General features: G+C 59.6%; 14 protein-coding genes. 4 read left to right on the top strand and 10 right to left on the bottom strand.

Annotated features, from left to right (window positions below):
• The first annotated feature begins 126 nt into the window (after positions 1-126).
• Positions 127-300 carry a hypothetical protein gene (locus tag ATU_RS26555; protein ID WP_006310423.1) on the top strand — a complete coding sequence of 58 codons (174 nt, stop codon included), beginning with the start codon at positions 127-129 and terminating at the stop codon, positions 298-300.
• A gap of 147 nt (positions 301-447) precedes the next feature.
• Here the strand turns inward: ATU_RS26555 and ATU_RS10115 are convergent, their stop codons facing one another.
• The 3 genes from ATU_RS10115 to ATU_RS26660 form a co-directional block, all read right to left on the bottom strand.
• The gene (locus ATU_RS10115) at positions 448-1,326 is read right to left on the bottom strand and encodes a 50S ribosomal protein L11 methyltransferase (protein WP_010972037.1); all 879 of its coding nucleotides are present in this window, start codon (positions 1,324-1,326) and stop codon (positions 448-450) included.
• Positions 1,327-1,405: 79 nt separating this feature from the next.
• The gene (gene sco / locus ATU_RS10120) at positions 1,406-2,014 is read right to left on the bottom strand and encodes a cytochrome oxidase assembly protein Sco (RefSeq protein ID WP_006310425.1); all 609 of its coding nucleotides are present in this window, start codon (positions 2,012-2,014) and stop codon (positions 1,406-1,408) included.
• Between the two features lie 141 nt (positions 2,015-2,155).
• Complete coding sequence (locus ATU_RS26660) at positions 2,156-2,470, bottom strand: hypothetical protein (protein WP_010972038.1); 315 nt, start codon at positions 2,468-2,470, stop codon at positions 2,156-2,158.
• 68 nt (positions 2,471-2,538) lie between these two features.
• Between ATU_RS26660 and ATU_RS10130 the strand changes: the two genes are divergently transcribed.
• Positions 2,539-3,006, top strand: a complete 468-nt coding sequence (locus tag ATU_RS10130) for a chemotaxis protein CheW (RefSeq protein ID WP_004430791.1) — start codon at positions 2,539-2,541, stop codon at positions 3,004-3,006.
• A 207-nt stretch (positions 3,007-3,213) separates the two neighbouring features.
• Here the strand turns inward: ATU_RS10130 and ATU_RS10135 are convergent, their stop codons facing one another.
• Genes ATU_RS10135 through gcvA form a run of 3 tightly spaced genes read right to left on the bottom strand, consistent with a single transcriptional unit; the run spans position 3,214 to position 5,307 of the window.
• Positions 3,214-3,705 carry a CreA family protein gene (locus ATU_RS10135; RefSeq protein ID WP_006310427.1) on the bottom strand — a complete coding sequence of 164 codons (492 nt, stop codon included), beginning with the start codon at positions 3,703-3,705 and terminating at the stop codon, positions 3,214-3,216.
• A gap of 47 nt (positions 3,706-3,752) precedes the next feature.
• Positions 3,753-4,361, bottom strand: coding sequence for a 3'-5' exonuclease (locus tag ATU_RS10140; protein WP_006310428.1), 609 nt, complete (start codon positions 4,359-4,361; stop codon positions 3,753-3,755).
• Between the two features lie 43 nt (positions 4,362-4,404).
• On the bottom strand, positions 4,405-5,307 hold the full coding sequence (gcvA, locus tag ATU_RS10145; RefSeq protein WP_010972039.1) for a transcriptional regulator GcvA: 903 nt from the start codon (positions 5,305-5,307) through the stop codon (positions 4,405-4,407).
• 198 nt (positions 5,308-5,505) lie between these two features.
• On the opposite strand from gcvA, the gene ATU_RS10150 reads away from it, so the two are divergent.
• Both ATU_RS10150 and ATU_RS10155 read left to right on the top strand, forming a co-directional pair.
• Positions 5,506-6,435 (top strand): DMT family transporter, encoded by a 930-nt coding sequence (locus ATU_RS10150; RefSeq protein WP_035258509.1) that lies wholly within the window; start codon positions 5,506-5,508, stop codon positions 6,433-6,435.
• Positions 6,436-6,619: 184 nt separating this feature from the next.
• A complete protein-coding gene (locus ATU_RS10155) occupies positions 6,620-7,153 on the top strand; it encodes a GNAT family N-acetyltransferase (protein WP_006310431.1) in 534 nt (177 codons plus the stop codon).
• A gap of 4 nt (positions 7,154-7,157) precedes the next feature.
• Here ATU_RS10155 and ATU_RS10160 read toward each other — a convergent pair whose 3' ends face one another.
• The 4 genes from ATU_RS10160 to ATU_RS10175 form a co-directional block, all read right to left on the bottom strand.
• On the bottom strand, positions 7,158-8,051 hold the full coding sequence (locus tag ATU_RS10160; RefSeq protein ID WP_010972041.1) for an aminoglycoside phosphotransferase family protein: 894 nt from the start codon (positions 8,049-8,051) through the stop codon (positions 7,158-7,160).
• A gap of 64 nt (positions 8,052-8,115) precedes the next feature.
• Entirely contained in the window at positions 8,116-10,290 is a 2,175-nt protein-coding gene (ligA, locus tag ATU_RS10165; RefSeq protein WP_010972042.1) for an NAD-dependent DNA ligase LigA, read from the bottom strand.
• A 124-nt stretch (positions 10,291-10,414) separates the two neighbouring features.
• Entirely contained in the window at positions 10,415-12,088 is a 1,674-nt protein-coding gene (recN, locus tag ATU_RS10170) for a DNA repair protein RecN (RefSeq protein WP_010972043.1), read from the bottom strand.
• A 15-nt stretch (positions 12,089-12,103) separates the two neighbouring features.
• Positions 12,104-12,970, bottom strand: coding sequence for an outer membrane protein assembly factor BamD (locus tag ATU_RS10175; protein WP_010972044.1), 867 nt, complete (start codon positions 12,968-12,970; stop codon positions 12,104-12,106).
• Positions 12,971-13,061 lie beyond the last annotated feature (91 nt).

The raw sequence follows: 13,061 nt of genomic DNA on the forward strand, positions 1-13,061 counted from the left end.
GGATTGATATGCGTTTTAAGCATGCCTACCGTGAGCTTTCCCACCTAACCAAACAAAAACACATCGCTTATATCAAGGTCAACACAGCGAGAGAGACACTCTCCTGGCAAAAAAGGATTTGAAGCAATGGCAAAATCTTTCCTCCGCACCGCCTTCGATCGCGTCATTGAAGCACGCGAGCGTCAGGTCAGCCGTCATGTTAACGCCGCCCTTCTGAACCTCGACGACAAGTCGCTCGAAGCGCTCGGCATGAACCGCGCCGATCTGCGCCACAAGGCAAAGTCCAGCTACGTATTCTGATGACATCAGGCGCGGCGATCCTCCCTCCACCGCGTCTGATCAGGAATACGTCGACCCGCTTGAGCAAGCTCCTCCCATGCTCGCGGGTTTCCAGGCGGCGCGAAAGCGCCGCCTTTTCTTTTGTCCGAAATAGCTGTTGCGAGAACGTCAGTCCTTGCGCAGATGCAGCGTTACCCAGTCATTGCGCCAGATGGTGCGGATATGGGAAAGCTTGGCGCCATTATACGCGGAAAGCACCTTCCAGCGCTGCGATGCAAGAATGCCCGACAGGATGACGGTGCCGCCGGGCGCCAGATGCGTGACGAGCTGCGGCGCCATCTTGATGAGCGGCCGCGCCAGAATATTGGCGATGATGAGATCGAACGGACCATGCTTGCGGAAAGCATCTGAGTGGAAACCCGGTGCGGTTTCCAGCGCCATCCCGGAAACAATGCCGTTCAGCCGTACATTTTCCTTGGCCACCTTGACGGCAATGGGATCGATGTCCGTTGCCAGCACGGGAATGGGACGCATCTTGCGCACCGCAATCGCCAGCACACCGCTGCCGGTGCCGAGATCGAGCGCGTTGCGCACCTTCCGTGCACGGAGCACGTCCTCAATCATTTCAAGGCAGCCGGCCGTGGTGCCGTGATGGCCGGTGCCGAAAGCCTGCCCCGCCTCGATCTCGATCGCCAGATCGTGCGGCTGCACCTTGTCGCGATCATGCGCGCCATGGACGATGAACCGCCCTGCCCGCACCGGCTTCAGCCCCTCGAGCGATTTGGCGATCCAGTCGACATCGGGAATGATTTCCTTCTCAATGACGAGACCGGGAAAGGCGGGGGCAAGCAAAGTGCTGACGCGCTCGCGGAACTCCTCCTCCTGCTCCGCCATCAGATAGACGGAGGCTTCCCAGATGTCGCGCTTCTCATCCACCTCGGTCGTGGCGATCGCGACATCCTCCTCGCCGAAATAGTCCGACATGAGATCGAGGATTTCACCGGCCTTGATTTCGGTCGTGGTGACATAGAGGCGGATTTCGCTCACGGCGGCTGCTTTCTCTGGCTAGGGCTACTCAGTCTGCCTTTGCCACAAAACCTTCATCAGTCCAATAAGCCCGGCGTAATTATGCCTTCGCGCCTTTAAGAAGATTCTGGAGCTTCTGCTCGGCGACATCAGGGTTTTCGCCATAAGCGATCGTTCCCGCAAAGCGGCCGTTGGCATCAAGCAGGATCACGGACGCCGTATGATCCATGGTGTAATCGCCATTCGGATCCTTTTCATCCACCGGCACCTTCTTGGCATAGATGCGATAGCCTTTCAGCGTTTCGGCAATCTTGTCGGCCGGGCCGGTGATGCCGGTGATCCGCTTCGAGACGTTGGAGACATATTGCTGCATGATCTCAGGCGTATCGCGCTCGGGATCGACGGATACGAAATAGGCTTGCAGCTTGTCACCGGCCGGATCGACCTTCTCCATCCAGCCGTTCAGCTCGAACAGCGTGGTCGGGCAGACTTCCGGGCAATGGGTGAAGCCGAAGAACAGCGCCGTCGGTTTGCCCTGAAACGCCTTTTCGGTGATCGGCTGGCCATTTTGCGCGGTCAGCGCGAAAGGCACGCCATAGGCCGTTTCCACCATCTCCTCGCGGGTTTTCGTCATCTCGATCGTCAGCCAGCTGACGACACCGGCAAGAACGACCACCACGGCCCACAATACGATGCGAATATTTCTCATTGTCCAATCCTACCCCGAAAGCCGGCGGCATATCGCAGGCCCTGCCCGACTGATAGCGAAGGGCAGCGGCAACGGCAAATCAACTGGCCGTATTTGGGCTGACCGCGCTGATTTGTCACAAAGCCGCAATTGGCATTGGGATCACAGGCACCAGGCAATGCCGCTCTGCACAGTAGAAAGGAAAATATCCGTGCTGTGCCGCACCCAGCCGTCAAAGGCAAGAAGCACAATGGCAAGCGAAGCCGCCGCGGCAAGACTTGCCAGAATAAACTTCAGCGGATGGGACGTCAGTGCCTTCATATCCCTGTTATAACCTGTTTGCGCAGACGCGAAAACCGCCAAAATACCGGGGGCCCGCGCTGTGGAACCAGTAATTGTTAGGGAAAGTTTAAAATCTTGCTGCGCATGATGCCCGCAGCGGTTTTTCAATCCTCGACATGATGTCTCCCGGTCCATTCCGGCCACCGCATAAAGCTCAATCCTGCGTGGGCCTGTTAGAGAGCCATCAGAGGAAACCTGCCGTCATGTCCAACGCCATCAAGCAATCCGGCGCATATCTCGAAATCGTTTCCTTCCATCTGAGCGATCAGGAATTCTGCATCGACATCATGGCGATCCGCGAAATTCGCGGTTGGGCGCCGGTTACCCCGATGCCGCACACGCCGCCTTATGTTCTCGGCCTCATCAACCTGCGCGGCGCCGTTATTCCCGTCATCGACATGGCCGGCCGCCTCGGCATGAAAATGACCGAACCGTCCGAACGCTCCGCCATCATCGTCACCGATATCGGCGGCAAGCTGGTCGGACTTCTGGTGGAACAGGTCTCCGACATGATGACCATCCGCTCGGAAGACCTGCAGCCCGCGCCCGATATCATTCCGGAAGAGCAGCGTAGCTTCTGCCGCGGCATCGTGGCGCTGGAAAAGAGCATGGTCTGCTTCCTCAACCTCGACACCGTCATTGCGGACGAGTTGGCGCGCGAAGCGGCCTGATCATGTCACCGAGTTTTCAAAATTAACGGGCAGGTTCTGCGGCTCGACCTGAGGGACGCGCCAACGTCGCAAACCCCTCCTCCGTCATGCTCGGGCCTGTCCCGAGCATCTGCAACCTAACGATTTACGATACGTGATTGGATCCTCGGGACAAGCCCGAGGATGACGTCGCGGGTGGATTATGCGCAGCAGCGCCGATGGCAAACCTCACGGCTTGCCCTTTTCCCACGTTACCTGCTGGTTATAAAGCGGCACCGTCGAAATCGCCATCTTGGCCGATCCGTCCTTCAGCTCGCGCGCGTGCACGAGGTAGATCAGCGTATCATTCGCCTTGTCATAGACGCGGCTGACGACGAGCTTTTTCCAGATCAGCGACATGCCCTGCCGGAACACCTCTTCCCCGCCCTTGGAGAGATCGATATCGCCGATCTCCACCGGCCCCGTCTGGCTGCAGGAAATGGCGTTATTGGAAGGGTCTTCGAACCAGTTGCCGTTCTTCAGCCGGTCGATCACGCCGCGGTCGAAATAGGTAACGTGGCAGGTCACACCCTTGATCTTCGGATCGGCGATCGCCTCGATGACGATGTCATTGCCGATCCAGTCGACGCCAACCTTGCCAACGACCTCGGAATGCGCCGCTGTTACCGGCAGCAATGCCAGAAGGCCCGCAAACAAACCCGACAGAGTTTTCATCCTCATCGCATCTTCTCCGTTACGCTTGCATAAGACATAGGTGGAAAACCCGCTCAGGCAACCCGTGCGACGGTCCGTTTTTTCATGCTGCAGGGCTGATAACCCGTGGACGTCAGACGGCCAGCGACCATACCGATCTTTTCCGGCAGATCGCGAATATGCGCAACACCGAGAGCCCGCGCCGCCGCAATCGAGGCGGCAGCACAGACAACCGCATCTTCCGCCGCATTATGATGCACGAAACGCAACTGGAGATGATGGGCAATGACATTCAGCTTGTGCGACACCAGATGTGGCCAGACATGTCGGGCGATCTTGACGCTGCAGAGGTAGGAAAGATCAGGATAGGACAGCCGGTACTTGTCGAACGACGCACGCATGACGCTGAAATCGAAGGCGGCATTATGAGCGATCATGGTCGCGCCGTGGAAATCGTCGATGAACTCCTCCATCACCTCAGGAAACTCCGGCGCGTCCTCGACATCACGAGGGCGAATTCCGTGAACCGCGATGTTGAAGGGCGAAAACCGCATGTCCCTGGGGCGGATGAGACGTTCCTCGACACGAACGATCTGGCCGTCCTCAATCCACGCAAGCCCGACGGAGCAGGCGCTGCCCCGCTCCTCATTGGCGGTCTCGAAATCGATGGCGATAGTTTTCAAGAGTGATTCCCGTTGTTGTCTTCCGGCATAGACCGGATTGGCGTCAAAGAGAACCAGCCTCAGTGGAACCCGCTTGCGAAAGCATCCAGTCGATGAGCGTCACGAGATCGGGATTATCCAGCATGCGCCGTGGATAAACCAGGAAATAGGCGAGCGTGCTGGCCATGTCCGTGCCGAAGGGCGCTATCAATGCGCCCTCCACAAGTTCGCGGGAAACAAGCGAACGCCGCGTCAGCGCAATGCCGTGCCCAGCCTTGGCCGCATCCAGCGCGCCATTGCTGTCGATGAAGACCGTGCCGCCCGAAGCGTCCACCTCGGATGCGCCCGCCGCCTCCAGCCAGCGCCGCCACTCGTTGCGGTTTTCATCATGCAGCAGCGGCACGGATTTCAAGTCTCCCGCCTCCCGAAGCGGCCCGTATTTTTCCAGAAGTTGCGGTGCGCAGACCGGCAGGGTGCTGTCATCGATGAAACGGATGCTCTCCAGCCCTTCATAACGCCCGAAACCATGCCGCACCGCCAGATCGACATCGTCCCGCGAAAAATCCACCAGCCGGTTGGTCACGCTGATACGGACATCCACATGCGGGTGTTGCTGCTGGAAGGAAGGCAATCGCGGCATCAGCCATTGCACGGCGAAAGTCGGCGTGCAGCTAAGCGTCAGAACAGTGATCTCGGAGCGTGCCGTCAGTTCCGCCGTCGCTTCGCGCATCATCCGGAAGGCGGTGCGGAGCGCGCCGTAATAACGCTCTCCCTCGCGCGTCAGCTGGATGCTGCGCGGTTTGCGAAAGAACAGCTGCACGCCAAGGCGCGCCTCCAGCTCGCGGATCTGCAGGCTGACCGCACCAGGGGTGACGTTCAGCTCGTTGGAAGCAAGCGTGACGCTGCGATAACGCGCTGCGGCCTCGAAGGCCTGCAGCCCCTTCAGAGATGGAAGTTCCGTCGCCATGGTTTAGCTCAACTCAATTATCCAACGAGAAACAATCGTTTGAAAACATCTTAAAACAGGGAGTAAATAGACGCAACAGGACATGAAAGCTGCGGAACGCCAGCAATATGAGCTTCAGATAAACTCAACCGATATCGGGTGGATGGCAGCACCCCGATCTGCGACCATGTCAATATTCATACCCCGTGGGAGACGAAGATGGCGATACAGAAACAGATGGATGCCCGTGAATGGGCGATGCTGATAGCACTTTCGCTGCTATGGGGCGGATCATTCTTTTTCATCGGCGTCGCGGTGAAGGAATTGCCCCCCGTCACCATCGTCACCTTGCGCGTCAGCCTTGCGGCCGTGGCGCTGCTGGTCGTCTGCCGCATCATGGGCCTTCGTCTGCCGCGTGAATGGGCGGTGTGGCGCGCCTTTTTCGGCATGGGCCTGCTCAACAACATCATTCCCTTCTGCCTGATCGTCTGGGGCCAGACCCAGATCGCCAGCGGTCTCGCCTCGATCCTCAATGCCACGACGCCGCTCTTCACCGTCATCGTCGCCCACTTTCTGACCGCCGACGAAAAGATGACCGGCAACAAGCTCGCCGGCGTGCTAATCGGTTTTGTCGGCGTGGCGACCATGATCGGACCGGCAGCCTTTGGCGGATCATCCGGCCTGTGGGGCCAGATCGCCATTCTCGGCGCGGCCATCTCCTATTCCTTCGCGGGCATCTTCGGCCGTCGCTTTAAGGCCATGGGCGTGCCGCCGCTGATGACCGCCACCGGGCAGATATCCTCGTCGACATTGATGCTTATCCCCGCCGCACTCCTCATCGACAAACCCTGGACACTCGCCATGCCAGGCCTTGGCACCTGGGGGGCGCTGATCGGCATCGCCCTGCTATCGACAGCGCTTGCCTATCTCATCTTCTTCCGCATTCTTGCCAGCGCCGGCGCCACCAACCTCGCCCTTGTCACCTTCCTCATACCGGTCAGCGCCATTTTACTTGGCTCGCTCATTCTCGGCGAGCAGCTGGAAATCAAGCACTTCGCGGGCATGGCGATGATCGCCGCCGGACTGGCCGCCATCGATGGAAGGTTACCGGTGAAACTTCGAAGCCTGCTGCGCAACGCGCCCGCTTGACAGGGTCGCGGGGCAAAAGCATTCTGCGCGCATGATCGCAACGAAACACAACATCACCCGTCGCCATACAATGACCGGCCATTCGGCAGGGGAAGGTATGTCGTCGCGTTAAGCGATCCATTTCCACCCTGCCAGCCAGAGCAGGGTTCGGACACCTGCTCCACACACGCCCAAGGAGACAGGCATGCACACTGTAAAAATTGCCGACAATGAAGACAGACAGTTCCAGTTAAGCGACGTTATCCTGCGTGCTGCACGTCTGGACGATGCCGAAGCCTTGACCGAACTGTTCAATCTGCCGGGGGTTCGTTACGGCACGCTTCGGCAACCGTTTCAATCGGTGGAAAAGACCAGGAAGGCAATGGAAAACCGCGGTCCGAACGATATTGCGATTATCGGCGAATGGCACGGAAAGATCGTTGCCAATGGCGGGTTGTATCGCCGGGCGGGACGGCAGGCCCACATCGCCGATCTGGTGATCAGTGTTCATGACGATTTCGCGGGAAAAGGTGTGGGATCGCATCTTCTTGGGGCTCTCATCGACACGGCTGACAATTGGCACGATATCCGTCGCATCGAGCTCAACGTCTTCACCGACAATCTCCCGGCCATCCGGCTTTACGAGAAATTCGGTTTCGAACGCGAAGGCACCCTGCGCAACGATGCCTATCGTGATGGAAAATACGTCGATGCCCATGTGATGGCACGGCTTCGATAGGCGATCAGTTTTCCAAGTGATCCGCAAATATCTCCCGAAGGGTCCGCCGCGACCATTCGGCCATTTTTTCGTTCCGCCCGCGCTCGGCATCCAGCACGATAAGCGCCTTCCACAGTGCCCAGCCGCGCCCGCGCTGCCATGTGGCCTCATCCAGACCCAGAGCCTGGCGAAAAACAGCCCGGCTATGCGCATCAAGCACATTCCACGCGAGAATGAGATCGGACGACGGATCACCGACGCCGGAACTGCCGAAATCGATGACCGCCGACAGCCGCCCGTCCTGCACCAGCAGATTGCCCTCGGCAATATCGCCATGCACCCACACGCCCTTCCCCTGCCAATGGCTGGAAAGGGCAAGCTGCCATATCTCCATGGCCAGCGCCTGATCCACTTCATTGGCAAGGCGCGCCGCCGAGGCCCGCGCCTCCCCGTCATAGACTGCGAGCGAGCCGCCACGATGGAAATTATGCGCGCCGGCAGGTGGGCCCGCCGAAGCATCTATGCCGTGCAGGGCCTTTAAAAACGCAGCAACATCGATGGCAATGGCCGAAAGCTCGATGCTGTCCAGATACCGGGCGAGAGGTTCGCCCTTGAGCCAGCGGTAGACGGACCAGCAGAATGGATATTGCTCGCCCGGCTGTCCAAGCGCCAACGGTGCTGGAATTGGGACCGGCAGGAGAGGTCCAAGCTCCGGCAGCCACCGATGTTCCTTCTCCACCTGCGCCACATAACGCTCAGCACTCGGCATGCGGACCAGCATATCTTCGCCAAGGCGAAAGCTGCGATTGTCCCAGCCGCTCAGGTCCACCGGCTGAACATCCAGCGCCGCCCATTGCGGAAACTGGCTGGCAATCAGCGCGCGGACCTGCTGAGTGGTGACGACAATGCGGTCATCCATGATGCGTTCCCCGTTTCAGGCGCAAACCTCTAGCGGTGCAAGGCAACACAGCGATGACGCCGTATCAGCCGCCGATCAACGCCAGCCACTCATCCTCGTCCATGGTCTGCACACCCAGCTCCGTCGCCTTGGCAAGCTTGGAGCCCGCCCCCGGCCCTGCCACCAGAATATCCGTCTTTTTCGAAACGGAACCGGCAACCTTTGCGCCCAGGCTTTCGGCCCGCGCCTTCGCCTCATCGCGGGTGAATTTTTCCAGCGAGCCGGTAAAGACGACAGTCTTGCCTGCCACCGGGCTGCCCTCAGTTGAAGGCTTCTCGGCCTCCTTCGGCTGAAGCTCCCGTATCAGCCGGTCGATAACATCGAGATTGCGCGGCTCCTTGTAAAACTCGATGATGGCACGGGCCACCACCTCGCCGATGCCGTCGATACTGTTGAGTTCCGCCCAGGCATCGCTCGCCGGATCGGCCGCCGCCTTCATCGCCTTCTCGAAATGCTCATAAGTGCCATAGGAACGCGCCAGAAGCTTCGCCGTGGTCTCGCCGACGTGACGGATGCCGAGCGCGAAAATCAGCCGGTGTAGATCAATCGCACGGCGGGCATCGATCGCATCGAACAGCTTCTTCACGCTAACCTTGCCGAAGCCGTCGATATTCTCGAGCTTGGTCAGATGAGACGCTTCCTGCCGCGCCTTCAGCGTAAAAATGTCAGGCGCGGTCTTGATCGAAAGTGCCGGATCGTCGCTTTCGAAGAAGAAATCGATCTGCTTGGTGCCCAGCCCTTCAATGTCGAAGGCATTACGCGAGACGAAATGTTTCAGATGCTCCACCGCCTGCGCCCGGCAGACGAAACCGCCGGTGCAGCGGGTGACCGAATCGAGCTTGCCGGTCTTTTCGTTGCGTTCCCGCACCGCATGGCTGCCGCAGACCGGACATTTCTCCGGAAAAACATATTTCGCCGCCCCAGCCGCGCGCTTCTCCAGAAGCACATCCAGCACCTGCGGAATGACATCGCCGGCACGCTGCACGATGACAGTGTCGCCGATGCGAATGTCATGATCCTCCGGGCGGATACGCTCGCCGCTATTGCCGATGCCTTCGATATAATCGGCATTGTGCAACGTCGCATTGGTGACGACCACGCCGCCAACGGTGATCGGCGTGAGGCGCGCCACCGGCGTCAAAGCGCCGGTGCGTCCCACCTGAATTTCGATATTCTCGACGGTGGTAAAGGCCTGCTCGGCCGGAAACTTGTGTGCAGTGGCCCAGCGCGGGCTGCGGGAGCGGAAACCCAGACGTTCCTGAAGATCGAGCCGGTCGACCTTATAGACGACGCCGTCAATATCGTAATCGAGATCGGGCCGTGCGACACCGATTTCATTATAATGCTCAAGCAATTGCTGGGCGGAGGTGAATCGCTTCATCAGCGGATTGACCGGGAATCCCCACTCCCGGAACTTCTCGACGATGCCATATTGCGTATCGGCAATCCGCGCCGGCTGGCCGCCGTTGGAGACTTCACCCAGCGCGTAGGCAAAGAACCGCAGCTTGCGTTTCGCCGTCACATTCGCATCGAGCTGGCGCAGAGAACCGGATGCCGTGTTGCGCGGGTTCACATAGGTCTGCTTGCCATCGGCCTCCATCTGGGCGTTCAGCGCCAGGAAGTCGCTCTTGGCCATATAGACTTCGCCGCGTACCTCCACCACATCGGGCGCATCGGCCGGCAGTTCGTTCGGAATTTCCTTGATGGTCCTGATATTGGCGGTGACGTTTTCGCCGGTCGTACCATCGCCGCGCGTCGCCGCCGTTTTGAGCTTGCGGTTCTCATAGCGGATCGACATGGAAAGCCCGTCGATCTTCGGCTCGGCGGTAAAGGCGATGGAATCATCAGGCAAGTGCCCGAGGAAACGATAGACGGAACTGACGAAATCGCGCAGGTCCTCTTCCGAAAACGTATTGTCGAGCGACAGCATCGGACGGGCATGCACGATGGGCGCGAAGGTCGGCAACGGTGTGAAGCCGACTTTCTTCGACGGGCTGTCAGCCCGCACCAATGCCGGAAACGCCGCTTCGATGGCATCGTTGCGCCGCTTCAGCGCATCATAGTCGGCATCGGAAATCTCCGGTGCGTCCTTGCCGTGGTAAAGCGCATCATGACGGGCAAGCTCGGCTGCCAGAAACGCCAGCTCCGAAGAGGCTTCAAGCTCGGTCAGGTTTTCGACGGGAATCTGGTCTTTCGACATAGCGGCCTCGTTTCAGAATTACCGAACGCTTTTAGCCGAAATGAAACAGCAATAAAATCAGTTTTGCCGCCAGTCTCACAAGACCCACAACACCAAAGGCGCTCTTGCAGCGCTGGGCGAACGATCAGTCCTTTGCCGCGAGGAGACGGGCCGCCGCAGCCCTCGCCTCGTCGGTCACCGACGCGCCGGCAAGCATGCGAGCGATCTCTTCGGTACGGTGGTTCGGTTCCATGGTCGCGACGCGCGTAGCGATGCGCTCGCTGCCATCGCCCGATGGGCCTTTGGAAATGAGAAGGTGGGTGGCCGCCCGTGCCGCCACCTGCGGCGCGTGGGTGACGGACAGAACCTGCACGGTTTTCGACAGGCGGCGCAGCCGTTGGCCAATGGCATCCGCCACCGCACCGCCGACGCCCGTATCGATTTCATCGAACACCAGGGTCGGTGCCGAACCGCGATCCGCCAGCGCCACTTTAAGGGCCAGCAGGAAGCGGGACAATTCGCCGCCCGATGCCACTTTCATGATCGGCCCCGGCCGTGTGCCCGGATTGGTCTGAACGTGGAATTCCACCGTATCGATGCCGTCGGCCGTCGCCTGCTCGGGATCGGAAGTTACCTCGACGGTAAACCGCGCCCGCTCCAGCTTCAGCGCCGGAAGTTCGGCCATGACAGCCCCCGATAGCGCCTCCGCCGCATTGCGGCGCTTTTCGGAAAGCGACCGGGCGGCCCGGTCGAAATCAGCCTTCACGATGCCGAGATTGGCCTCGAGCTTGCCGAGCTTTTCTTCGCCGGCATCGAGATCGGCGAGATCCGTCACCATTTTTTCGGCAAGCGCCGGCAGGTCAGGCACGGCAACATTATATTTGCGGCCGGCAGCGCGCAGCGCGAACAATCGTTCCTCCACCCGCTCCAGCTCACGCGGATCGAATTCGGTGCGGCGCAACGCCGCCTCCACTTCCATCTGCGCATTGGAAAGACTGTCCAGCGCAGCATCCAGCAACTGTACGGTATCTTCCAGCAGGCCGGGCGCTTCGTGGCTCTTGCGCTCCAGTCGGCGCATCATCGAGGCGATGACAGGCACGGGCGACGCATTACCGTTCAGGAATTCGCTGGCTTCGGCGATATCACCGGCAATGCGTTCGGATTTCTGCATCACCGCCCGGCGCTCGGCCAGTTCGTCCTCTTCGCCGTCGCGCGGCGAAAGTGTTTCCAGCTCCTCGACGGAAGACCGCAGATAATCCGCCTCGCGCGCCGCCGCCTCCACCTTGGCCCGGTGCGTCTTCAGAGCACGGTCGGCATCCTTCCAGGTACGGTAGAGGCCCTGAACGCTGCGCGCCTCATCACTAAGTCCCGCAAAGGCATCGAGCAGCGTGCGATGGGCGTCGGTATCGACAAGGGCGCGGTCGTCATGCTGACCATGGATTTCGACCAGCATCTGCCCAAGCTGGCGCATCATCTGCACGCTCACGGCCTGATCGTTGACATAGGCCTTGGTGCGCCCGTCAGCCGATTGCACGCGCCGGAAAATAAGGTCGCCATCGTCATCAAGGCCGTTTTCGCGCAGGAGAAGCCGGGTGGGATGATCGTTCGGGACTTCGAAAGCGGCGGTCACCTGCCCCTTGTCTTCGCCATGGCGCACAAGGCCGCCATCACCACGACCACCAAGCGCAAGCGAAAGACTGTCAAGCAGGATGGATTTGCCGGCACCCGTCTCGCCCGTCAACACGGAAAGGCCCGCCTCAAAACTGAGGTCGAGCCTTTCAATCAGAACGATGTCGCGTATGGAGAGCTGGACCAGCATGGCCTATGCCCCGTCTCAGGCGCCGATGAGCTTCTTGCCGGCGCGCGAAATCCAGGACCCCTTGTTTTCTCGCGGCTCCAGGCCTTGGCCCTTCAGCAGCTTGTAGGAATCTGCATACCATTGGCTGTCGGGATAGTTGTTGCCGAGAACGGCGGCCGCGGTCTGCGCTTCATCCACCAGGCCCATGGCGTAATAGGCTTCGGTCAGACGCGCCAGCGCTTCCTCGATCTGGTTGGTGTTCTGGTACTGCTCGACGACGATGCGGAAGCGCGAAACGGCGGCGAGATATTCCTTGCGCTCAAGGTAATAACGACCGACCTGCATTTCACGGCCGGCGAGCTGGTCGCGGGCGAAACGAATCTTGGCCTGTGCATCGGCGACATATTCCGAAGACGGATAGTCGTTCACGACCTTGTTCATCGCTTCGATCGTCCGCTGCGCGGCGCGCTGATCCTGCGTCACGTCGGAAATCTGCTTCGAATAGGCAAGGCCGATCATGTACTGAACATAGGCGGCATCCTTGGAGCGCGGATACTGACGCAGGAAACGGCTGCCGGACGTGATGGCCACATCGTTCTTGTTGGTGCGCGTGGCAATGAATGTCTGCATGACAAGCGCCTTCTGGCCCCACTCGGTGAAGGGGTACTGCTTGTCGATCGCCTCGAACTTGCGTGAGGCTTCCGTCATGTTGCCGGCGTTCATGTTGGCAAGCCCCTGCTTGTACAGAACGTCAGGCGGATCGGTCTCGACGCCGAGCTTGGTAATGTCGATATCCGGATCGGACTGGCAGGCCGTGACGACGACACTTGCGCCGACCAACATCAACGAAACGGCGATCCCCCGCATCGTACCCTTCATTGCACCAGACCCTACATGCTTCATTCGACAGTTCCCACTTCCCGCGCAAATACATAAGCATCGGCTTTGCACTGGCGTTCTAGCCATAAAAGCATCCGCAGGGCAACGCAATGAT

This window comes from Agrobacterium fabrum str. C58, assembly GCF_000092025.1.
Lineage (GTDB): Bacteria > Pseudomonadota > Alphaproteobacteria > Rhizobiales > Rhizobiaceae > Agrobacterium > Agrobacterium fabrum.

Excerpts from the sequence above, each read along its gene's own strand:
- ATU_RS10160 (WP_010972041.1), bottom strand. The coding sequence starts at position 8,051 with ATGGATGACCGCATTGTCGTCACCACTCAGCAGGTCCGCGCGCTGATT.
- sco (WP_006310425.1), bottom strand. The coding sequence starts at position 2,014 with ATGAGAAATATTCGCATCGTATTGTGGGCCGTGGTGGTCGTTCTTGCC.
- ATU_RS10135 (WP_006310427.1), bottom strand. The coding sequence starts at position 3,705 with ATGAGGATGAAAACTCTGTCGGGTTTGTTTGCGGGCCTTCTGGCATTG.
- ATU_RS26660 (WP_010972038.1), bottom strand. The coding sequence starts at position 2,470 with ATGGACCGGGAGACATCATGTCGAGGATTGAAAAACCGCTGCGGGCAT.
- gcvA (WP_010972039.1), bottom strand. The coding sequence starts at position 5,307 with ATGGCGACGGAACTTCCATCTCTGAAGGGGCTGCAGGCCTTCGAGGCC.
- ATU_RS10150 (WP_035258509.1), top strand. The coding sequence starts at position 5,506 with ATGGCGATACAGAAACAGATGGATGCCCGTGAATGGGCGATGCTGATA.
- ligA (WP_010972042.1), bottom strand. The coding sequence starts at position 10,290 with ATGTCGAAAGACCAGATTCCCGTCGAAAACCTGACCGAGCTTGAAGCC.
- ATU_RS10130 (WP_004430791.1), top strand. The coding sequence starts at position 2,539 with ATGTCCAACGCCATCAAGCAATCCGGCGCATATCTCGAAATCGTTTCC.
- ATU_RS26555 (WP_006310423.1), top strand. The coding sequence starts at position 127 with ATGGCAAAATCTTTCCTCCGCACCGCCTTCGATCGCGTCATTGAAGCA.
- ATU_RS10155 (WP_006310431.1), top strand. The coding sequence starts at position 6,620 with ATGCACACTGTAAAAATTGCCGACAATGAAGACAGACAGTTCCAGTTA.
- ATU_RS10175 (WP_010972044.1), bottom strand. The coding sequence starts at position 12,970 with ATGAAGCATGTAGGGTCTGGTGCAATGAAGGGTACGATGCGGGGGATC.
- recN (WP_010972043.1), bottom strand. The coding sequence starts at position 12,088 with ATGCTGGTCCAGCTCTCCATACGCGACATCGTTCTGATTGAAAGGCTC.